Consider the following 19,665-nt stretch of genomic DNA (forward strand, 5'->3'; position numbering starts at 1 on the left):
CTCCGATGGAGCGGTGCAGGTGAGGGCTGACCTCGTAGTGGACGTTCATCGTGTCCACACCAAGGGCGGCAAACTCTCGGACGAACTTCATCGGCTCGACGATCATCAGATGCACATCTAGGGGCTTCTGGATCACGGGGCGTATGGCCTCGAGGATCGGGAACCCAAAGGAGATATTGGGTACGAAGACCCCATCCATCACGTCGATATGTAGCCAGTCAGCCTCGCTCTCGTTGATCATCCTGACGGCCTCGTCGAGGTGTAGGAAGTCCGCGGAGAGGAGTGACGGAGCTACGATCGTAGTCGTTGCACTCATGTCTTGTCTATTGGGGGGGGTGGTTAGATGGCCGTGGCTAGCAGGCGTAGGCGACGCAGGGTCTCTTGGTGCCTTGGGCGTGTGCGCTCATAGGCTGCACGGGCGATGATGTTAAGCTTCTCTCTCTCTGTACGGGGGTAAGTTTGTACCATAAGCAGGTTAAAAGTATAAAGTCGAAACAATTTCCGTTCGGGAGCGACTGCTCCCTACTACGCTCATATAACGACCTCGCTCCTGCTACTATTATACTATGGAGAGAAAATAAATACCCCGCCAGCGAGGGGGCAGTGTGAGCTCTGCCGAAGGCTCCTCGTGGCGGGGTATGGGACTAGGGAATGGGGGGATTAAGACTGCTTGAGGAGCTCCTTGATACCTCCGAGGGACGAGAGTACGCCCGAGGCTTCGTAGGGCAGGTAGACCGTCTTGGTGTCCTTGCCTGAGGTCATCTCCTTGAGGGTCTCTAGGTAGCGGACGGCGATGAGGTACTGGGCGGGGTTGGCGCCTGAGCCCTCTACGGCCATAGCGATCTTGCGGATGGCTTGTGCTTCGGCTTCGGCGGTGAGGAGCTTAGCCTCGGCCTCTGCCTTAGCGTGTAGGACCTGTGCCTGACGCTCACCCTCTGCGTGGTTGATAGCCTGCTGCATGCGTCCCTCTGATTCTCGGATGGTAGCCTCCTTCTGCCCTTCGGCATTGAGGATCTGGGCACGCTTGTCACGCTCGGCACGCATCTGCTTCTCCATAGCGTCACGGATGTCACGGGGAGGATTGATGTCCTGTAGCTCTACACGATTGACCTTGACGCCCCACTTGTTCGTAGCCTCGTCGAGGATGATGCGGAGCTTGTTGTTGATGGTGTCACGGCTGGTGAGGGTCTCATCGAGGTCCATCTCCCCGATGATGTTACGTAGGCTCGTCTGGGTGAGCTTCTCGATGGCATCGGGTAGGTTCTGGATCTCGTACATGGCACGCATGGGATCGACGATCTGGAAGTAGAGGATGGCATTGATCTCGGTGACGACGTTGTCCTTGGTGATCACGCTCTGGCGAGGGAAGTCATAGACGGTCTCACGCAGGTCGATATTCGTGATCTCGGTGAAGCGCACGTAGGTCTGCCCATTAGGCCCAGGCATGGTGTAGCGCCAGCGCATGGGGCGGGGACGATCGATGAAGGGGATGATGATGTTTACCCCGGAGCTTAGGGTGCGGTAGTACTTCCCTAGACGCTCGATGATGACCGTCTGTGACTGCTGTACGATGCATAGTCCCTGGTAGATAGCGAGGATCACCAGGATGACGATGACGGCGGGGATGAGGAAGGGGATGAATTCTTCTGACATTTGTTTTTCCTTTATTATAGGGGGTTAGTGGTTATGTTCGATAGGCTCTACCTCGAGAATGAGGCTCTTGTAGCCATGTATGCGCACCTCGGTACCGGCAGGGATGGGCTTGGCAGTCCCGACCGAGATGGCTCGCCAGCTATCTCCGTCCACGGCTACACGTCCGCCAGCGTCTCCGGGGAGGATCTCCTCGCTGACGAAGACCCGACGACCGATGAGGGCATCCATGCCGGTCTTGGCATCGTGTGACTTGAACCACTTGCACATCAGTGGCTGTAGCAGCCACAGTGCCAGCAGGCTCCCAGCGCAGAAGCAGAGGACCTGTATGAGCCAGCTTAGCCCAAGGGCGGCAGCAGGGATGGCCAGTAGAGCACCCACCCCGAAGCAGGCAAGGATGAAGCCTGGTGTGACGACCTCGAGTGCGAAGAGTGCGAAGGCAGCTATCAGCCAGAGCTGCCAGACAGGTATCTGATGGATAAGTTCTACCATAGGGATAGTCCGTGTATCAGGGTTTACTAAATACTTGCCCAGCAAAGTTAGCCAATAGCACTCATTTTTCCTATACCTATATAATAGGGGACTCTTCCTACTCTCTGCTCTCCCTCCACCTTGTCCCAACGAGAGCGAGGTCTGTGTGGGAGCTATGCCCACACAGACCTCGCCTGTCCACAGCCTAAGGCGTGGAGGTGTCGTTTAGTAGGCGGGTAGGCAGAGGAGGGTTGCCTTGTGCGTACGTAGCCCCTCGCCGGTAGCGAGGCGCTCGGTCAGAAGGCTAGCGATCTTCCCCTTGGCGAAGGCTTGACTCTGCTGGCTACCTCTTGGGTCTAATAGGACGCTTCTATCATCGGTCTCCCCTCCGTCACAGATGATCTGTAGCTTGTGGGGGGGCTCTGTGGGCTCTGTGTCGGGGACTGAGCCGAAGAGGTCTCTGTCGAGGAGCAGTAGGGGGACCAAGACCCCAAACTGATCCTCGAGTGAGGCATAGATCCCAAACTCCTGTACGTAGACCTCTCGCTTGATCTCATCGTCACAGATGAGGACGAAGGCTGTATTGCCCTTAGCGGGATCGACGTGCTGGGGGAGCATGGTGAGTAGTCGGTCAGCGAGCTTGGTTAGGGCTTCTGCACGGGCGGATTTAGGGTCAAGGGCTAGGCTCTTGGCGTTGGGCTGGTTATAGCTTACCCGTAGGGGAGCGAGCTGGGCGCTCTGGAGGTATACGATATCCTCCTTGACTTCCTCTGGTAGCTGCTCAGTAGAGGGAGCAGACTCGGGCTCAGCTACGGTCTCTATGTCTCGATCCTTGGTGCAGGCGAATGCACATAGGAGGATGAGGCAGAGAGAACTGAATAATGTCTTTGGTGTCATAATCGGCTTTTTAGGCTTGATGATTGGACTTGACTGTGATCTCTCTTAGAGTTGGGGTGTGGTACAGCCCACCCATCTAGGGCGTGGGCTATGTCACATCTCCCCCAAAGGTAGTGAATGTGTGGCAGTCTATCCCCTCGTATCGCTAGTCTCCCTCTATCTGCTGATGGATAGAGTGTTGCGCTGGGGCTGGTGACCCCCCGCATACCCCTGCCAGAAGGGGGCTCAGACGCTCTTACCGAGAGCGCCTTTGCGTTCTTACCGAGAGCGGTCTGGCGTTCATACCGAGAGCGTCTCAGCGCTCTTATCGAGGGCGCATCGGCGTTCTTACCGAGAGCGTTTTTGGGCGCAGTTCTACGTATCCTCTAGCCCTCTCGGAAAAGGGGGCTCCACGGGGTGCGTGTAGACCGCTGGTAATGTGTGGGCAGGAGGGGGGTAGGAGGCTCGTCGTCAGCTCGTATTGTTTTTTAGGAAAAGTGTACCTTTGCGGTATCTGCCACTCTGGGATGAGGATAGGGGCTTTGAGCCTACCTTGCTCCTCATAAATCAGATGGCGGTATGCAGTATGAATAAGCCCAATACACTCACCTTGTCAGCTCATGTCCTCGGGCAGACCTTTACGCAGACAATCACCGAGGAGGAGCTCCGTAGAGCTTATGCTCAGGCGCTAGATAGTCATAGATAGCACCTGTGCATGGGTTCTCGCAAGTATAATCATATCTATCAGCTCCTCGTACAGGGAGACGATGACCTAATCGGTCAGGTGGCCTATGCCCTCTACAAGAAGGAGAAGTATGCGTGGGTCGAGCGCTTTTGGGATGAGCACGACCAGGAGCCCACGGATGATGATGTGGCGAACTTTCACTGCTTCATCTGCTCAGAAGAGAATATAGATCGCTTCCGACTCCAAGCCAAAAGTATTGTCCAGGAGACGATCAACTCTGTTACCGCAGAGACACTCCATCGTGCACAGGAGGAACTCAATCGCAACCATCAGGCACAGCTGAAGGCTATCATCGAGCCCCTCATCCCGGGCTTTTGGGATGGCGTTAAACAAGGGGTCGTAGCCTCCCTCCTCTTCTCTATCCTTATCGTAGTCTTCATCTTCATTATCAGGCTCGGGAGCATTGACTTCGGAGCCTTATTTGAGTGGTTGCGCTAGTCTTCTTGGGCGATGGTTAGTAGCTGGTCTTTTTGGGGGTATATCCCTATGATTTGCTCAGGTCAAGAAGATTGTGTACCTTTGCCCCTGCAAATCGCCAAAGAGGCCTTTGCAGAAGTCTCCACAACGGGCCTATAGCTCAGCTGGTTTAGAGCACCTGCCTTACAAGCAGGGGGTCATAGGTTCGAATCCTATTGGGCCCACTTCTCACTTCAAGTTAAGTAACTATGGAGTCCCATCACTCGAGAGAGTGGTGGGACTCGCTCTTTTTATTCCCATAGCACCCTTAGACTAGGCGGGGCATGGGTCGGGAAGATTATGGTATGGTAAAAATTGTGATAATAAGTGAACATTTCCCCCTCTTATTTGTCTTAATGGTGCAGGACAGGGAGAGGCTTCGGTCATTCTACGATTATATGGATTAGAGGATTCTTTTATTATTCTCCCTGTCGTGCCTTGTAACGAGGTCAGTATCCTACAGACGGCAGGGCTCACGACAAGCATAGTTATCCATCGAGCCCCTAAAGCCAAGGGGAGCAAGCTGACCCTAGGTGGCGCGAAGGCCATCATCGCCCCTATGCGCTACTAGAGACGCATAGGGGCGATCGTGCTTCTGTGCCTTCCCTCGGTGTGCTGGTAGAGCAGGGGGAGGGCATTGGTGTGGAATGGATACCTTTGTCGTAAAGAATACTAAAACGATAGACCAAGATGAAGCAAGTAAAGGCCTATGGCACTCAGGCCGTGAATGCCCCACTGGAGGCACTGACGATCCCCCGACGGGAGCTACGCCCCAATGATATACAGTTCGACATCCTCTATTGTGGTATCTGCCACTCCGACCTACATACGATACGGGGGGACTTCGGTGAACCCCTCTTCCCCCTCGTGCCTGGGCATGAGATCCTCGGGCGGGTGACAACTTTGGGAGCTGATGTCCGGGGCTTCGAGGTCGGCGAACTGGTCGGTGTAGGCTGTATCGTTGGGAGCTGTGGGCAGTGTGATGCCTGCGAGCACGGGCTGGAGCAGTTCTGTGATGAGGGGGTGACCTTCTCCTTCAATGGGCGGGACAAGATCTCCGGAGGACAGACCTTCGGGGGCTTCTCCAAGAGCTATGTCTGCGAGGACAAGTATGTGCTACACATGCCTGCCTTCGAGGATCTACCTATGGCAGCTCCTCTGCTCTGTGCTGGTATCACGGTCTACTCGCCCCTGAGACACTGGCAGGCAGGCCCAGGCAAGCATGTGGGGATCCTCGGGATAGGTGGGTTAGGACATCTAGCGGTACGAATCGCCAAGGCCATGGGGGCAGAGGTGACCGTCTTCACGACCTCACCCTCTAAGGTGGAGGATGCCCATCGCCTCGGTGCTGACCATGCTGTCCTCTCCAGCGACAGAGAGGCTATGAAGGGTATGCGTGGTCGTCTGGACCTAATCCTCGACACCGTCTCTGCTGGGCACGATGTCAATGGCTATCTCGGACTGCTGCGCCACGATGGGAGTGTCGTCGTAGTGGGACTACCCGCCGAACCTCTACAGGTCGCAGCCTACTCCATCGTGCGAGGACGCCGTAGCCTATCGGGCTCTAATATCGGGGGAATCGCCGAGACACAGGAGATGCTGAACTTCTGCTACGAGCATGGTATAGTCGCCGAGGGCGAGGTGCTCCCGATCAGCAGGGTCAATGAGGCGCTGGATCGCCTAGAGCGAGGGGATGTGCGCTATCGCTTCGTCCTCTCGATGGAGGAGCTCTAGCCTAGTCTTCTTCACTTGGGTCGAGGAGGGCAGGTTTTGTCCGTCTCTTCTTCGCCTAGTGCATCTGCATATATAATGAGTAACCACCGACATCACCCCTTCCCTAAGGGGTGATGTCGGTGGCTATCGTTTTGGTGGAGCTTGTGACCTTAGATTTAGGAGGGGCTAGCTCGTCGGAGGCTCTAGGAGGGAATGCTCTGTAGGCTTAGTGCCCCCTAGGGGTGGACGGCACGTACATTGAGCCCAATGAAGCGTAGATCCGAATGCATCAGTGGCTTAGGTTTATCATAGAAGAAGACGGGTACGTAGCGGGTCTTGCTCCCTGTGTCCGTGAATTCGCTGAGGCGGTTAGTCCAAAAGATACTTGCTGCCCCACGGAGCATAAGCTTCGTCCTCTCCAAACGGCCATTCTTGCTCAGGATGATGGACTTGTGGTTGATCTTGCTGGTGGCCCTTAGACATACGATACCATTGATTGTTTCCTCCAACCAGATGCAGTTATCGATGAGCTCCCAGATCTCCTCGTTGGTGGGGATACGAAAGGGTGCACCTAGCTTGGCTCGAGCGGCATCATCCTCGGGATCAAGAACGTCCTTGTTGTCGACGGAGCCATCGAAGCTGAGCCAAGAAGAGAAGCAGTACTTGGTGAAGCCATAGTTCAGCGGGTCATTCACTTGGGGCTTGGCGAGCTTATAGGTGCTCATCTCGAAGCTGTTTGTCCTAGGCTCTGTCTCGCCCCAGGCATAGTAGTCGCCATAGTCCTCGGGGTTTACGGCTCCGAGGTATCTGGTAGACCACTTGACACTGAGCCCGAGGTCTACGTACTCCATTGGGTCGTTCTCGAGCAGGCGTTTGATCTCGGATAGTCTCTTGAGGATCTCGGTAAAGGCTACTTCTGCAGGGGTACTCTTGTCTCTCAGCTTATCCAGCTGGGCATCAATGGCGGTGATGAGTCTCATGACTAGCCTCTTGCCCTCGCTGCTGAGGAAGTGGTGGTTCTTGACCTGGGTCGAGAGGAGTGGGGTAGCTTTCTCTAGGAGGGCGAGTTTCTCCTTAGGGGTGGACGTCAGATCCTTGACGACTACTTCGAGGAGGTCAAATTTTTTCACCAGCACGAGCTCTGACCTTATCGCAGCCTCTATGAGATAGAGCTTGGTCTTCATCTGGTACTTCGCATTGACGAGCACCTCGGCGATTTTGATGAACTTCTCGTGTTCGCCTGCTCTCATTTTGTTTATGAGCTCAATGAGCTTATGGGTGGCCTCCTCATCCTTGAGTGTACCGTCCTCGATCGCCTTGATGGCCTCCTCGTAGGTCTTGGGGTCCGTGATCTCGACTGGGGGCTTAGGAGGATCCTTCTTGCAGGAGGAGCAGGAGGAGATGCAGGTTAGGGCTAGGGCGCCCAGCGCCAGTAGTAGGGTGATAGGTCTCCGTGTCATGTCTGTATGTATTGAGTTTGGTACGTCTTGTAGGGTGAGGTGTATCCACCTATCCGAGGGTGACTAGGTGCATTTGCCTAGGGGCTGCTAGTCACAGTCTAAGCTGTGGGGGTAGGGAGGTTGACCTCTTCATGTTGGTCCCGTGTCTTGGTTGGAAAAATAGATGATGCTCATGCTTGTCTCTTTGGATAGCAGGGGGAGGCGAAATTCTCCCCCTGCACCAGTAACCAAATCTACAATATGACTATCTACAATAAGTCAATCTGAAACTCATGAAGAGCACCCTGCGGTAGGTGTCTCCTTATCCCGATACAAAGGTAGAGAGGTTATTTAAGGCTGGGGCTGTGCTAATCGGACAGAAAGCTGCTCTAATTGGACATCTTTGCTTAGGCTAGCTCTCGGTGGGCTGTGTATATCGGAGATTTAGCAGTCCTGATCTGACGTGCTATCTGCATGGATGAGTGTCGGTATGCTGTGTGCTGCTGGTATAGATACTACCCGAGGGGAGGTGTGGGCAAAGAGTCCCTTGCATCCATATATACGCCAAGCCCCCACCTAGGTCTGTAGTCCTAGGTGGGGGCTTGGCGTGGTATGCTATCTTGCTATGAGCGTGGCAGGCTCGGGCTAGCCCTCGCACTCGATGATGACCCCCTCTTCCTGCTGGAGGGTTACTGGGGCTAGGTAGTCCCGTGAGACGATGATCGCCACGAAGGGACGCATCTTGGCTCCATGGAGGCTGAAGCCTTCCCTAAGTCGATAGGTGAGGGTCAGCCCCCCAGAGGAGTTTCGGACGAGGGAGACGGGGATAATCTCCGTTTCCGTACCGGCGGGGGGAAGGGCAATAGGAATCACGAACTCCCGAGACCAGTCGATCTCGGTCGGGAGCTGTCCCATAGCGGCTGCCATGCCGAGGTACTTCTCTTGGTCCTTAGCCGAGGTGATGACGGTGGGTAGGCTATCGCTCGTGGCGAAGTAGTTCTCCGCTAGGCGGTAGGGGACGATTGAGTCCGTGGTGACGACTCCTGCCGTGGCAGTGCTGTCGGTAGCAGTGCTGTCGGTACTTGCGCTCCCGCTCTGTCCCGAGCTACAGGCTATGAGGCTAGTGACGGCAAGAGGGAGTGCGAGGAGGATAAGCTTCTTCATATTCTCTTGATCTTGTTTGTTTGCGAAGGCTCCCCTCCGCCCAGAGCTATGCCCTATATAATATACGGAGGAGGTATATCATATAACGTACCTCATATAGAGGAACGTATCTTAGCCGTAGTCTCTCGTGACTAGGTGCTAGCCCCGAGAAATAGACCTAGGAGAGATCGCTATCGGGGACATACCGAGAGCGGTGTTGTGTACACGCGTGTATACAACAGTGTACACACGTGTACACAATGGTATACACGCGTGTACACTCAGCCCTCCTAGGTAGTAGGTGTATCCTTGGTACGTCTACAGCTGGGACACGGATGCTCTATTCAGAGGGTCTACTCCTCGACTACCCAGCCCTTGAGCTCTAGTGATTTCAAGCCTCAGCTCTAGGGAGTAGGGGATGAGGAGGGTGGTGTTTGGAGAAGTGCGTATTTTTACCGAAAATTGTAGCCCAAAAGCCTTATTACAGCACCCTATAACTAGGGTCAAGGCGAGACAAAGATGAATATAGGCACTATGACAGAAGAGAATAGTAGGGCGGTGGTCCTAGGGGCAGGAGAGAGCGGCGTAGGTGCTGCTCTGCTCTACCAGAGTAGAGGGATCCCCGTCTTTGTATCTGACTATGGTCGGATAGCGGAGAAGTACAAGGCGGAGCTCGAGGAGCATCGTATCCCCTACGAAGAAGGGGCACATAGCCAAGAGGTCATCCTACGAGCCACCGAGGTAGTCAAGAGCCCCGGCATCCCCGAGAAGGCACCGATCATGCAGGCCATCCGTGAGCGAGGGATCCCCGTCCTCTCGGAGATCGAACTGGCTGGTCGCTACCTCAAGAGTAAGGTCATCGGCATCACGGGAAGTAATGGTAAGACTACGACGACGATGTGGATCCACCACATTCTCTCCGAGGCAGGTATCCGAGTGGGGCTAGCGGGGAACGTCGGCTTTAGCCTAGCCCGTCAGGTGATCAGTGAGGATCAGCCCGAGTACTTCGTCGTAGAGCTAAGCAGCTTCCAGCTCGACGACATGCACCGCTTCCGTGTGCATATCGCCCTGCTGATGAATATCACCCCTGACCATCTGGATCGCTATCACTATGACTTCGAGGAGTACGCTATGGCTAAGATGCGTATCCTGCAGAATCAGACGAAGAAGGATGCCTTCATCTACTGGGGCGAGGATGAGTTCATCTCCCGCTATGTGATGATGCATCAGCCGATGGCGATGAAGTGCCTGCCCTTCCTAACCTATCCGCAGGTGGGCTCAGCGGCAGACCGATCGGATGACAATGTGATGCGCCTACACTTCGATGGTAAGCACTTCGAGATCCCGATCGATCAGCTTGCGCTACAGGGGCCTCACAACCTACAGAATGCGATGGCAGCCTCGATCACGGCACTGCATATAGGTGTCTCTCCTGAGGTGCTCACTCGTGCCCTGCGGGACTTCGTGAACGTGCCACACCGCCTAGAGAAGGTCGGGGTACTCGATGGAGTACGCTATATCAATGACTCTAAGGCGACCAATATCAGTTCTACCTACTATGCCCTGCGCACGATGACCACCCCCTATGTGCTCATCCTCGGGGGCGAGGATAAGGGGAACGACTACCTCGATATCACCGAGCAGATCGTCTCGGGGGCACGCGGGCTCATCTTCCTGACGACCGATGTGCTGAAGCTCTACCGAGCCTTCCACGGCAAGGTGGAGCATATCGCCTCTGCCCTCTCTATGGAGGAGGCGATCGCCCACGCCCGAGAGATGGCTCGGCCGGGAGATACCGTCCTGCTCTCGCCTGCATGTGCGAGCTTTGACCTCTTTAAGAGCTACATTCACCGAGGCGATTGCTTCCGTGAGATCGTGCAGAGACTGATCAAGGAGGAGAGCAGGCATGATTAGCTCGATATCTACACTAGAGGGTGCACCCCCAGGCCAGCAGCGTCGGTGGTATCAGCGTGTCTTCGATGGGAATGGACTGCTGTGGGTCTTGTACTTCACGTTCATTATCCTCTCGGTCTTCACTGTCTCTAGTGCGATCAGCTCGGACTTCTATAAGAGCCTCTCCTCGGGAGGGTTCAATCCGATAGCCAAGCATTGGATGATGCTCTTCATGGGGGTCTGTACAGCGATCTTCATGAGCTCGCTCCCAGCTAAGTACTATCGGGTGTATGTGCCGATATTCCTACTGTTCATAGTCCTAGCTCTGACGGTCTATCTACTCATGTTTGGGAAGTCCATTAATGGGGCTGAGCGATGGGTCGATCTCGGCTTCATCACGATACAGCCCTCAGAATTCATGCGTGTGCTCCTCGTCCTGTGGGGGGCGCTCATTGCAGGTTCTGATCGGAAGGAAAATCCCAAGAAAGCTATCGTCTACTATGCCTATTGGATCTTCTTTGGGGGGATCTGTCTGCTGCTGAGCATCGGCAACCTCTCCACGGGGCTTATTCTCCTCTCCTTCCTCTTCGTCTACTCCTGGGTGCTGAAGGCTCCTCGGCGAGCCTTGTTGCGCTTTTCGGGTATAGGGCTGGGGCTGGCGCTTATGTCCGTTATTGTCCTTTTCACTCTTCCTGACAGCCTCCTCCCTGGGCGAGCCACGACGTGGCGTAACCGACTCGAGCGAGCAGTGAGCACGCCCGAGGATCAGTTTAAGATCACAGATGAGAACCGCCAGGAGCAGATGGGGCGTATCGCTATCGCCCGTGGGCAAACCCCACATGGCCCCGGCAAGAGTAAGATCCGAGATACGCTGGCTATGGCCTACTCCGACTATCTCTATGCAATCATCATCGAGGAGTATAGCTTCCTGGGCTTGCTCCTCATCCCAGGTCTCTACCTCTGCTGGATGTATCTAGCGCTGAGGGAGGCGCGAAAACAGACGAATACCTATCGGAGTAACCTCCTCAAGGGCTTCGGTATCCTCTATCCGATGCAGGCCATCGTCAATATGGTGGTGGCCTCGGGGATTATCAGCACGGGGCAGACCCTGCCTCTGCTGAGCTATGGAGGCTCCTCCATCATCGCTGCGAGCATGGCCTTCGGGATCATGATCGGAGCTAGCCGAGTGGACAAGGATAAGCGAATCAAGAAGGCTGAGGCATCTGAGGAGGATCACTTCGCCCAGCAAATAGAACAGCTATGATACAGAGAGCTATCATCAGTGGAGGAGGTACAGGAGGGCATATCTTCCCTGCGGTCTCCATCGCCGAAGCGCTGAAGCGGCGCTACCCAGATATCGAACTCCTCTTCATCGGTGCAGAGGGACGCATGGAGATGCAGCGTGTGCCTCAGGCTGGCTTCCCGATACGGGGGCTGAAGATCAGGGGGCTAGACCGTCGTCGCCTCTGGCGTAATGTCGGGGTCATACGAGACTTCCTACGGGCACTGGTCACGGCACGAGATATTATCCGAGACTTCCAGCCCCAGATCGTCATCGGGGTAGGGGGCTATGCAAGTGCTCCTACGCTCAAGGCCGCACAGAGCCTTGGCATCCCAACACTGATCCAAGAGCAGAACTCCTACGCAGGCGTTACGAATAAGTTCCTCGCACGTCGTGCTACGCGCATCTGTGTCGCCTATCCCGATATGGAGCGCTTCTTCCCTAAGGATAAGATCATACTGACGGGTAATCCCATCCGTCCCATGATCGAGCACCTAACGGCGACGAGAGAGGAGGCCTTGGCCTACTTCTCCCTTCCCCCCGAAACCCAGCGAGTGGTGCTCGTCGTCGGGGGTAGTCTCGGTGCACGGACGATCAACGAAGCTGTAGGCTCACGACTCAAGGAGTGGGAGGTCTCGGGTGTTGCTCTCATCTGGCAGACAGGAGAGGCCTTTGAGCCTCAGGCACAGCAGCTCTGTCAGGGGCGTGACTTCCCCCATTGGGTCTCTGCCTTCATCCAGCGGATGGATCTAGCCTATACCCTAGCAGATGTCGTGGTGTCACGTGCGGGAGCAAGTGCGATCTCTGAGCTCTGTCAGCTAGGCAAGCCTACGATCCTTGTGCCCTCGCCCAACGTAGCCGAGGATCATCAGACGAAGAATGCTCTAGCTCTATCGCTCCGTGGAGCTGCCATCCTCGTCCCCGACCAGGAGGCACAGAGGGACCTCACTCCCCGAGCCCTAGAGCTGGTGGGCGATGAGCCTGCACGTCGATCGCTCTCCGAAGAGATCCTAAAGCTAGCTCTGCCTGCCGCTGCTGATCGGATCGTCGATGAGATCGAGAGGCTTGTCCCTTAGTGAGACCTCTCCTCCCTCCTAGACCTATTAAGAGGGAGAGCTCTGGGTCGCATAGATGTCCTGGAATGGGGGGCTCTTGGGGAATGCCCCCATCCTATATATTAAGGAGTCCGGGGGCTCGGAATGGCCAAGAAGCCCGATAGGATAGGGGAAGAATCGCAGGTAAGTTTTGGTATATTCAGAAAAGTCTGTATATTTGCACCCGAATTGGTCTGTGTACCACCTGATTCGCAGACGAAATCGTGGAGAAGAGGCGTCTTCTCTCACTACGTAAGATGACAAGCCAATGTAGCTCAGCGGTAGAGCACTTCCTTGGTAAGGAAGAGGTCCCGGGTTCAAGTCCCGGCATCGGCTCACAGGTCAGAGTCGACGTAAGACAACGCAGAATATTTTCTTAAGAATAGATAGATTTTAGTTATGGCTAAAGAAACATTTAACAGATCGAAACCACACGTAAATATTGGTACGATCGGTCACGTTGACCACGGTAAGACGACCCTTACTGCTGCAATCACGACGGTGCTTGCTAAGAAGGGTCTCTCTGAGCTCCGTTCGTTCGACTCGATCGACAATGCTCCTGAAGAAAAGGAGCGTGGTATCACGATCAATACCTCTCACGTAGAGTATCAGACGGCTAACCGTCACTATGCTCACGTAGACTGCCCAGGGCACGCTGACTATGTGAAGAACATGGTAACGGGTGCTGCTCAGATGGACGGTGCTATCATCGTTGTTGCTGCAACGGATGGTCCTATGCCTCAGACTCGTGAGCACGTTCTGCTCGCTCGTCAGGTAAACGTTCCACGCCTTGTTATCTTCATGAACAAGTGCGATATGGTAGACGACGAGGAAATGCTCGAGCTTGTCGAGATGGACATGCGTGAGCTACTCTCTAGCTACGACTTCGATGGCGACAACACGCCTGTGATCCGTGGTTCTGCCCTCGGTGCGCTCAACGGTGAGCCCCAGTGGGAAGACAAGGTCATGGAGCTGATGGACGCTGTTGATACTTGGATCCCCCTGCCTCCACGTGATATCGATAAGCCCTTCCTTATGCCTGTCGAAGACGTATTCTCGATCACGGGTCGTGGTACGGTTGCTACGGGTCGTATCGAAACGGGTGTCATCCACACGGGTGATGAAGTCCAGATCATCGGTCTCGGTGCTGAAGGCCTCAAGTCCGTTGTAACGGGTGTCGAAATGTTCCGTAAGATCCTTGACGAAGGTCAGGCTGGTGACAACGTCGGTCTTCTCCTCCGTGGTATCGACAAGAACGAAATCAAGCGTGGTATGGTGATCGCTAAGCCTGGTCAGGTAAAGCCTCACTCTCGCTTCAAGGCTTCTGTCTACGTCCTGAAGAAGGAAGAAGGTGGTCGTCACACTCCATTCCACAACAAGTATCGTCCTCAGTTCTACATCCGTACGCTCGACGTAACTGGTGAGATCACACTCCCCGAAGGTGTAGAAATGGTGATGCCTGGTGACAACGTTGAAATCAACGTTGAGCTCATCTACCCAGTAGCCTGCAGCGTAGGTCTTCGCTTCGCTATCCGTGAAGGTGGCCGTACGGTAGGTTCTGGTCAGATCACCGAGATCCTCGACTAATAATATACCTCAGATGGGTGAGGCAACGCATATTGCCTCACCCATCTAGTCTACGGGTTTAGCTCAGTTGGTAGAGCACTGGTCTCCAAAACCAGGTGTCGGGAGTTCGAGTCTCTCAACCCGTGCAAGAGAAAAAAAACGATAATGAGTTTCCTGAACAAAGTAGGAGTCGCCTTCCGCGACTCATACACTGAGCTAACACAAAAGGTGAGCTGGCCTACGCGCTCTGAGCTCACCAATAGTGCTGTGGTGGTGTTGATTGCTTCCCTTATCATCGCCGCAGTTGTGCTCGTGATGGACAAGACCTTCGAGCTATCCCTGAGCACTGTGTATCGTATGATCGCAGGGGCCTAGGGCTTTTGCTTGTATTCTGTCCCCTCTCCTTGGTGAACGATAAAGGTTATGACTGAAGTAGCAGAAAAGAGATTCTATGTGCTCCGAGCCGTCAGCGGTAAGGAGGAGAAGGTGCGTGAGCAGCTAGAGGCCGAGATGAGAAACTCCAACCTCGGTCAGTATGTCTCTCGGGTCATCATCCCAACAGAGAAGATCGTTACTCAGCGTGCTGGTAAGAAGATCGTCAAGGAGCGTCCTTATCTCCCAGGCTACGTGCTGGTGGAGGCTGTCCTCGTAGGTGATGTGGCGCATACGCTGCGCAATCTGCCTAATGTGATTGGCTTCCTCGGTGGTAAGCGTGGGGGGGAACCCGAGCCTCTCAAGCACTCAGAGGTCGAGCGCATCCTAGGTCGTGCAGACCAGATGGCAGACTCTGAGGGTATCTATGACCTTGAGCTCTTCGTAGGTGATGTCGTACGTATCATAGATGGTGCGTTCGCTAACTACGAGGCTTCTGTCGAGGAGGTAACTCCCGAGAAGCAGAAGCTACGTGTGATGGTCAAGATGTTCGGGCGTAAGACGCCGCTGGAACTCAGTTATTCGCAGGTGGTCAAGGAATAGGCTGGTTACGCAGGCTATTCTTTTACTGCATTATGTTAGTGTGTAACACTCAAGATTCAAGACAATGGCTAAGGAAGTTGCTGGACAACTAAAATTGCAAATTAAGGGTGGGGCTGCAAACCCCTCACCTCCCGTAGGACCTGCACTGGGTGCTAAGGGGATCAATATAATGGAGTTTTGCAAGCAATTCAACGCCAGGACTCAAGACCAGGCTGGTAAGGTGCTCCCAGTGGTGATCACCTACTACGCTGACAAGTCTTTTGATTTCATCGTTAAGACCCCCCCCGTGGCCGTACAGCTCAAGGAGGTAGCCAAGCTCAAGAGCGGCTCTGCCCAGCCTAACCGTAACAAGGTGGCCGAGCTAACATGGGATCAGGTTCGCGCGATTGCACAGGATAAGATCGTAGACCTAAACTGCTTCACGGTAGAAGCTGCGATGAAGATCGTAGCCGGTACTGCACGCAGTATGGGTATCACAGTAAAGGGCGAATTCCCCGGTAACTAATACATCAAGCAAAGATGAGTAAACTTACGAAAAAGCAGAAGATCGCTTTTAGCAAGCTCGAGCCCGGGAAGACCTATTCACTCAAGGAAGCAGCAGCTCTCGTCAAGGAGATTACCGACACGAAGTTCGACGCATCTGTAGACGTGGATGTCCGCCTCGGTGTCGATCCTCGCAAGGCAAATCAAATGGTCCGTGGTGTCGTTACTCTCCCTCACGGGACGGGTAAGCAGGTACGCGTGCTTGCACTCTGTACTCCCGACAAGGAAGCCGAAGCACAGGCTGCTGGCGCTGACTATGTAGGGCTAGACGAGTATATCGAGAAGATCCGCGGTGGCTGGACAGAGATCGATGTCATCATCACTATGCCCGCTATCATGGGTAAGATCGGTGCTCTCGGTCGTGTCCTCGGTCCTCGTGGTCTGATGCCTAACCCTAAGAGCGGTACGGTGACGAACGATGTCGCAGCTGCTGTCAAGGAGGTAAAGTCTGGTAAGATCGACTTCAAGGTAGACAAGACGGGTATCGTCCATACCTCGATCGGTAAGGTCTCCTTCACTCCCGAACAGATCTACGACAATGCTCATGAGATCATCTCTACGCTCATTCGTCTCAAGCCAACAGCTGCTAAGGGGACTTATGTCAAGAGCATCTACCTCTCCAGCACTATGAGCCCAAGTATCAAGATCGATCCTAAGTCAATAGAAGAATAATAGCAAAGGAAGAAATCATGAGAAAGGAAAATAAAGGAGTCGTAGTAGAGCAGCTCAAGGGCTTCCTCAGCGAGTACCCACACTTCTATCTGACCAACATCGAAGGTCTCGATGCAGCCAAGACAGCACAGCTCCGTCGTGCCTGCAACAAGGGCGGTATCAAGCTCGTCGTAGCTAAGAATACGCTCCTGAGAAAGGCACTCTCCGAGGCAGAGGTTGACTTCGCTACGCTGTACTCAGCGCTGAAGGGTAACACGGCGATCATGTTCACCACGGTCGCTAATGCCCCTGCAAAGATCATCAAGGACTTCGCAAAGGATAAGAAGGAAGAGTCTAAGCTTCGCCTCAAGGCTGCTTATGCTGAGACAGGCTTCTACGGAGCTGATCAGCTCGCAGAGCTCGTCGCTATCAAGAGCAAGGAAGAGCTCATCGCAGACGTCGTCGCTCTGCTCCAGTCTCCCATCCGCAATATCGTCTCCGCCCTGGAGAACAAGGATGCAGACAAGGATGCAGCAGTCGCTGATGCCCCTGCAGAGTAAAGCCCCTATAGTAAACAAGAACAACAACAAACGAAATAATCAATCGACATGGCAGATATCAAAGCAATTGCCGAACAGCTTGTAAACCTGACGGTAAAGGAAGTAAGCGAACTCGCAGCTATCCTTAAGGATGAGTACGGAATCGAACCAGCAGCTGCAGCTGTTGTCGTAGCAGGCCCCGCCGAAGGTGCCCAGGAAGAAGAAAAGTCTTCTTTCGATGTAATCCTTAAGAGTGCAGGTGCTGCTAAGCTTCAGGTCGTTAAGGCTGTCAAGGAACACTGCGGTCTTGGGCTGAAGGAAGCAAAGGACATCGTAGACGCTGCTCCTGCACCCGTCAAGGAAGGTGTAGACAAGGCTACTGCTGAGGCTCTCAAGAAGGCTCTTGAGGAAGCCGGCGCTGAAGTTGAACTTAAGTAAGCTTCCACTATAACACCTGTAATCAGGTGTTTATGGTTAAGATCCCCCGACGAGGGGGGTCTTAACCATTTCGTGTCTAAACACAACGAACCCGTACCCTTATCACCTCAAGCAATAAAATAGATGGCCGCCAACCCACAACCACGGAGGATCAATTTCGCTTCGATCAAGAACCCGCTTGACTTCCCGGACTTTCTCGAGGTACAGCTGAAGTCCTTCCGCGACTTCTTCCAGCTCGACACTGCTACCGAGTCTCGTCGTTCGGAGGGTCTCTACCGAGTGTTCAATGAGAACTTCCCCATAGCAGATACCCGGAACAACTTCGTCCTCGAGTTCCTCGACTACTATGTCGATCCTCCCAAGTACACCATTGAGGAATGCTTTAGTCGTGGCCTGACCTACAGTGTCCCGCTCAAGGCTAAGCTCAAGCTCTCATGTACGGATCCCGACCACGAGGACTTCAGCACAGTCGTGCAGGATGTCTTCCTCGGCTATATCCCCTACATGACTGAGTCGGGTACGTTTGTGATCAATGGAGCAGAGCGCGTGGTCGTCTCCCAGCTCCACCGCTCGCCTGGGGTATTCTTTGGGACGAGCACGCACACCAACGGCTCTCAGCTTTACTCCGCACGTATCATCCCCTTCAAGGGCTCTTGGATCGAGTTCGCAACAGACATCAACAATGTCATGTATGCCTACATCGATCGTAAGAAGAAGCTCCCTGTCACGACCCTCCTTCGTGCCATCGGCTTTGAGTCAGATAAGCAGATCCTAGACCTCTTCGATCTATCCGAGGAGATCAAGGTCACACGCACCAACCTAGAGAAGAACATCGGTCGCCGTCTAGCAGGACGTGTGACCAAGACCTATATTGATGACCTCAGTGATGAGGACACGGGTGAGGTGGTGTCCATGGAGCGTATCTCTGTGCTCGTAGAGCGTGAAGCAGAGATCACCGAGGACAATATTGACCTGATCCTAGAGTCTAGCAATAAGACGATCCTCCTTCACAAGGAGAAGACTGAGGATTCGCTGGACTTCGCCCTAATCTTCAATACCCTACAGAAGGACCCATGTAACTCTGAGCACGATGCCCTCTACTACATCTACCGTCAGCTCCGTAATGCAGACCCAGCAGATGAGGCTAACGCTCGTGAAGTGCTGACCAATCTCTTCTTCTCCGACAAGCGTTATGACCTCGGTGAGGTAGGACGCTATCGAATAAACAAGAAGCTAGGTCTAGACATCGATCCCGACAACCGTGTCCTAACCAACGAGGACATCGTGGCCATCATCAAGTACCTCGTCGGGCTCGTGAACTCCAAGGAAGTGGTGGACGACATTGACCACCTCTCCAATCGTCGTGTACGTACAGTCGGTGAGCAGCTCTACAACCAGTTCGGTGTGGGGCTAGCACGTATGGCTCGTACCGTACGTGAGCGTATGAATGTACGTGACAACGAAGTCTTCGTACCTACCGATCTGATCAACGCAAAGGCTCTCTCCTCTGTCGTGAACTCCTTCTTCGGTACGAATGCCCTATCTCAGTTCATGGACCAGACGAATCCTCTGGCTGAGATTACCCACAAGCGACGCCTCTCTGCCCTCGGTCCTGGCGGTCTGTCCCGTGAGCGTGCAGGCTTCGAGGTACGTGACGTACACTATACCCACTATGGTCGTCTCTGTCCAATTGAGACACCTGAAGGACCTAACATCGGTCTTATCTCCTCCCTCTGTGTCTATGCCAAGATCAATAGCCTTGGCTTCATCGCTACTCCTTACCGTCTAGTGAAGGATGGCCGTGTGGACTTCTCTGAGGAAGGGCTACAATACTACACCGCAGAGGAGGAAGAAGAGCTCGTCGTAGCTCAGGGGAATGCTCCCCTAGACAACGATGGTAACTTCATCCGTGATGCGGTCAAGGCTCGTAAGGAAGCCGACTTCCCCGTTGTATCTCCCAGCGAGGTACAGCTCATGGACGTTGCTCCTACACAGATCGCTTCCATCGCAGCCTCTCTGATCCCATTCCTCGAGCACGATGACGCTAACCGTGCCCTCATGGGATCGAATATGATGCGTCAGGCTGTTCCCCTTCTTCGTCCCGAAGCTCCTATCGTAGGTACGGGTATTGAGGGCCAGCTGGTGCGTGACTCTCGTACGCAGATCGTGGCTGAGCGTACCGGTGAAGTTG

The 19,665-nt window shown here is 54.2% G+C and carries 20 protein-coding genes, 3 tRNA genes and 1 pseudogene; 17 read left to right on the plus strand and 7 right to left on the minus strand.

Annotation, left to right across the window (positions count from 1 at the left end):
• From QZ554_RS05525 to QZ554_RS05545, 5 genes and pseudogenes are all read right to left on the minus strand, one after another.
• Positions 1 to 316: pseudogene (locus QZ554_RS05525) on the minus strand (ribulose-phosphate 3-epimerase); the annotation flags it as partial.
• A gap of 23 nt (positions 317 to 339) precedes the next feature.
• Positions 340 to 468 (minus strand): hypothetical protein, encoded by a 129-nt coding sequence (locus tag QZ554_RS05530; RefSeq protein WP_297194869.1) that lies wholly within the window; start codon positions 466 to 468, stop codon positions 340 to 342.
• A 192-nt stretch (positions 469 to 660) separates the two neighbouring features.
• Entirely contained in the window at positions 661 to 1,653 is a 993-nt protein-coding gene (locus QZ554_RS05535) for an SPFH domain-containing protein (protein WP_297194870.1), read from the minus strand.
• A gap of 24 nt (positions 1,654 to 1,677) precedes the next feature.
• Positions 1,678 to 2,142 (minus strand): NfeD family protein, encoded by a 465-nt coding sequence (locus QZ554_RS05540; RefSeq protein ID WP_297194871.1) that lies wholly within the window; start codon positions 2,140 to 2,142, stop codon positions 1,678 to 1,680.
• A gap of 204 nt (positions 2,143 to 2,346) precedes the next feature.
• Positions 2,347 to 3,018 (minus strand): hypothetical protein, encoded by a 672-nt coding sequence (locus QZ554_RS05545; RefSeq protein ID WP_297194872.1) that lies wholly within the window; start codon positions 3,016 to 3,018, stop codon positions 2,347 to 2,349.
• A gap of 694 nt (positions 3,019 to 3,712) precedes the next feature.
• On the opposite strand from QZ554_RS05545, the gene QZ554_RS05550 reads away from it, so the two are divergent.
• From QZ554_RS05550 to QZ554_RS05565, 4 genes are all read left to right on the plus strand, one after another.
• Positions 3,713 to 4,180 (plus strand): hypothetical protein, encoded by a 468-nt coding sequence (locus QZ554_RS05550; protein WP_297194873.1) that lies wholly within the window; start codon positions 3,713 to 3,715, stop codon positions 4,178 to 4,180.
• A 128-nt stretch (positions 4,181 to 4,308) separates the two neighbouring features.
• A tRNA-Val gene (locus QZ554_RS05555) sits at positions 4,309 to 4,383 on the plus strand.
• 248 nt (positions 4,384 to 4,631) lie between these two features.
• On the plus strand, positions 4,632 to 4,769 hold the full coding sequence (locus QZ554_RS05560) for a hypothetical protein (RefSeq protein WP_297194874.1): 138 nt from the start codon (positions 4,632 to 4,634) through the stop codon (positions 4,767 to 4,769).
• Positions 4,770 to 4,888: 119 nt separating this feature from the next.
• A complete protein-coding gene (locus QZ554_RS05565; protein WP_297194875.1) occupies positions 4,889 to 5,932 on the plus strand; it encodes an NAD(P)-dependent alcohol dehydrogenase in 1,044 nt (347 codons plus the stop codon).
• A gap of 215 nt (positions 5,933 to 6,147) precedes the next feature.
• Here QZ554_RS05565 and QZ554_RS05570 read toward each other — a convergent pair whose 3' ends face one another.
• Positions 6,148 to 7,371: a hypothetical protein gene (locus QZ554_RS05570; RefSeq protein WP_297194876.1), complete on the minus strand. Its 1,224-nt coding sequence runs from the start codon at positions 7,369 to 7,371 to the stop codon at positions 6,148 to 6,150.
• Between the two features lie 624 nt (positions 7,372 to 7,995).
• On the minus strand, positions 7,996 to 8,514 hold the full coding sequence (locus QZ554_RS05575; RefSeq protein WP_297194877.1) for a hypothetical protein: 519 nt from the start codon (positions 8,512 to 8,514) through the stop codon (positions 7,996 to 7,998).
• A 513-nt stretch (positions 8,515 to 9,027) separates the two neighbouring features.
• On the opposite strand from QZ554_RS05575, the gene murD reads away from it, so the two are divergent.
• The 13 genes from murD to rpoB form a co-directional block, all read left to right on the plus strand.
• Positions 9,028 to 10,407 carry a UDP-N-acetylmuramoyl-L-alanine--D-glutamate ligase gene (murD, locus tag QZ554_RS05580; protein WP_297194878.1) on the plus strand — a complete coding sequence of 460 codons (1,380 nt, stop codon included), beginning with the start codon at positions 9,028 to 9,030 and terminating at the stop codon, positions 10,405 to 10,407.
• Complete coding sequence (locus QZ554_RS05585; RefSeq protein ID WP_297194879.1) at positions 10,400 to 11,650, plus strand: FtsW/RodA/SpoVE family cell cycle protein; 1,251 nt, start codon at positions 10,400 to 10,402, stop codon at positions 11,648 to 11,650. Before murD ends, QZ554_RS05585 begins: the two co-directional genes overlap by 8 nt.
• Complete coding sequence (gene murG, locus QZ554_RS05590) at positions 11,647 to 12,744, plus strand: undecaprenyldiphospho-muramoylpentapeptide beta-N-acetylglucosaminyltransferase (protein WP_297194880.1); 1,098 nt, start codon at positions 11,647 to 11,649, stop codon at positions 12,742 to 12,744. Before QZ554_RS05585 ends, murG begins: the two co-directional genes overlap by 4 nt.
• Before the next feature lie 282 nt (positions 12,745 to 13,026).
• Positions 13,027 to 13,098, plus strand: a tRNA-Thr gene (locus QZ554_RS05595).
• Between the two features lie 63 nt (positions 13,099 to 13,161).
• Positions 13,162 to 14,349 carry an elongation factor Tu gene (gene tuf / locus QZ554_RS05600; protein WP_297194881.1) on the plus strand — a complete coding sequence of 396 codons (1,188 nt, stop codon included), beginning with the start codon at positions 13,162 to 13,164 and terminating at the stop codon, positions 14,347 to 14,349.
• 52 nt (positions 14,350 to 14,401) lie between these two features.
• A tRNA-Trp gene (locus QZ554_RS05605) sits at positions 14,402 to 14,474 on the plus strand.
• A gap of 19 nt (positions 14,475 to 14,493) precedes the next feature.
• Positions 14,494 to 14,703, plus strand: a complete 210-nt coding sequence (secE, locus tag QZ554_RS05610; RefSeq protein WP_297194882.1) for a preprotein translocase subunit SecE — start codon at positions 14,494 to 14,496, stop codon at positions 14,701 to 14,703.
• 48 nt (positions 14,704 to 14,751) lie between these two features.
• Positions 14,752 to 15,303 (plus strand): transcription termination/antitermination protein NusG, encoded by a 552-nt coding sequence (nusG, locus tag QZ554_RS05615; protein ID WP_297194883.1) that lies wholly within the window; start codon positions 14,752 to 14,754, stop codon positions 15,301 to 15,303.
• A 64-nt stretch (positions 15,304 to 15,367) separates the two neighbouring features.
• Positions 15,368 to 15,808, plus strand: coding sequence for a 50S ribosomal protein L11 (rplK, locus tag QZ554_RS05620; RefSeq protein ID WP_005468463.1), 441 nt, complete (start codon positions 15,368 to 15,370; stop codon positions 15,806 to 15,808).
• A gap of 14 nt (positions 15,809 to 15,822) precedes the next feature.
• Positions 15,823 to 16,518: a 50S ribosomal protein L1 gene (gene rplA, locus QZ554_RS05625; protein WP_297194884.1), complete on the plus strand. Its 696-nt coding sequence runs from the start codon at positions 15,823 to 15,825 to the stop codon at positions 16,516 to 16,518.
• A gap of 17 nt (positions 16,519 to 16,535) precedes the next feature.
• Positions 16,536 to 17,057 (plus strand): 50S ribosomal protein L10, encoded by a 522-nt coding sequence (gene rplJ / locus QZ554_RS05630; protein WP_297194885.1) that lies wholly within the window; start codon positions 16,536 to 16,538, stop codon positions 17,055 to 17,057.
• 48 nt (positions 17,058 to 17,105) lie between these two features.
• Positions 17,106 to 17,474 (plus strand): 50S ribosomal protein L7/L12, encoded by a 369-nt coding sequence (gene rplL, locus QZ554_RS05635; RefSeq protein WP_009432679.1) that lies wholly within the window; start codon positions 17,106 to 17,108, stop codon positions 17,472 to 17,474.
• A gap of 123 nt (positions 17,475 to 17,597) precedes the next feature.
• Positions 17,598 to 19,665, plus strand: a 2,068-nt coding sequence (gene rpoB / locus QZ554_RS05640) for a DNA-directed RNA polymerase subunit beta (protein WP_297194886.1), incomplete at its 3' end; no start/stop codon positions are given.

Origin of the sequence: uncultured Porphyromonas sp., from assembly GCF_915070105.1 — a bacterium.
In the GTDB taxonomy this organism is placed as follows: domain Bacteria; phylum Bacteroidota; class Bacteroidia; order Bacteroidales; family Porphyromonadaceae; genus Porphyromonas.

Excerpts from the sequence above, each read along its gene's own strand:
- QZ554_RS05530 (WP_297194869.1), bottom strand. The coding sequence starts at position 468 with ATGGTACAAACTTACCCCCGTACAGAGAGAGAGAAGCTTAACATCATC.
- QZ554_RS05535 (WP_297194870.1), bottom strand. The coding sequence starts at position 1,653 with ATGTCAGAAGAATTCATCCCCTTCCTCATCCCCGCCGTCATCGTCATC.
- QZ554_RS05540 (WP_297194871.1), bottom strand. The coding sequence starts at position 2,142 with ATGGTAGAACTTATCCATCAGATACCTGTCTGGCAGCTCTGGCTGATA.
- QZ554_RS05545 (WP_297194872.1), bottom strand. The coding sequence starts at position 3,018 with ATGACACCAAAGACATTATTCAGTTCTCTCTGCCTCATCCTCCTATGT.
- QZ554_RS05550 (WP_297194873.1), top strand. The coding sequence starts at position 3,713 with ATGGGTTCTCGCAAGTATAATCATATCTATCAGCTCCTCGTACAGGGA.
- QZ554_RS05565 (WP_297194875.1), top strand. The coding sequence starts at position 4,889 with ATGAAGCAAGTAAAGGCCTATGGCACTCAGGCCGTGAATGCCCCACTG.
- QZ554_RS05570 (WP_297194876.1), bottom strand. The coding sequence starts at position 7,371 with ATGACACGGAGACCTATCACCCTACTACTGGCGCTGGGCGCCCTAGCC.
- QZ554_RS05575 (WP_297194877.1), bottom strand. The coding sequence starts at position 8,514 with ATGAAGAAGCTTATCCTCCTCGCACTCCCTCTTGCCGTCACTAGCCTC.
- murD (WP_297194878.1), top strand. The coding sequence starts at position 9,028 with ATGACAGAAGAGAATAGTAGGGCGGTGGTCCTAGGGGCAGGAGAGAGC.
- QZ554_RS05585 (WP_297194879.1), top strand. The coding sequence starts at position 10,400 with ATGATTAGCTCGATATCTACACTAGAGGGTGCACCCCCAGGCCAGCAG.
- murG (WP_297194880.1), top strand. The coding sequence starts at position 11,647 with ATGATACAGAGAGCTATCATCAGTGGAGGAGGTACAGGAGGGCATATC.
- tuf (WP_297194881.1), top strand. The coding sequence starts at position 13,162 with ATGGCTAAAGAAACATTTAACAGATCGAAACCACACGTAAATATTGGT.
- secE (WP_297194882.1), top strand. The coding sequence starts at position 14,494 with ATGAGTTTCCTGAACAAAGTAGGAGTCGCCTTCCGCGACTCATACACT.
- nusG (WP_297194883.1), top strand. The coding sequence starts at position 14,752 with ATGACTGAAGTAGCAGAAAAGAGATTCTATGTGCTCCGAGCCGTCAGC.
- rplK (WP_005468463.1), top strand. The coding sequence starts at position 15,368 with ATGGCTAAGGAAGTTGCTGGACAACTAAAATTGCAAATTAAGGGTGGG.
- rplA (WP_297194884.1), top strand. The coding sequence starts at position 15,823 with ATGAGTAAACTTACGAAAAAGCAGAAGATCGCTTTTAGCAAGCTCGAG.
- rplJ (WP_297194885.1), top strand. The coding sequence starts at position 16,536 with ATGAGAAAGGAAAATAAAGGAGTCGTAGTAGAGCAGCTCAAGGGCTTC.
- rplL (WP_009432679.1), top strand. The coding sequence starts at position 17,106 with ATGGCAGATATCAAAGCAATTGCCGAACAGCTTGTAAACCTGACGGTA.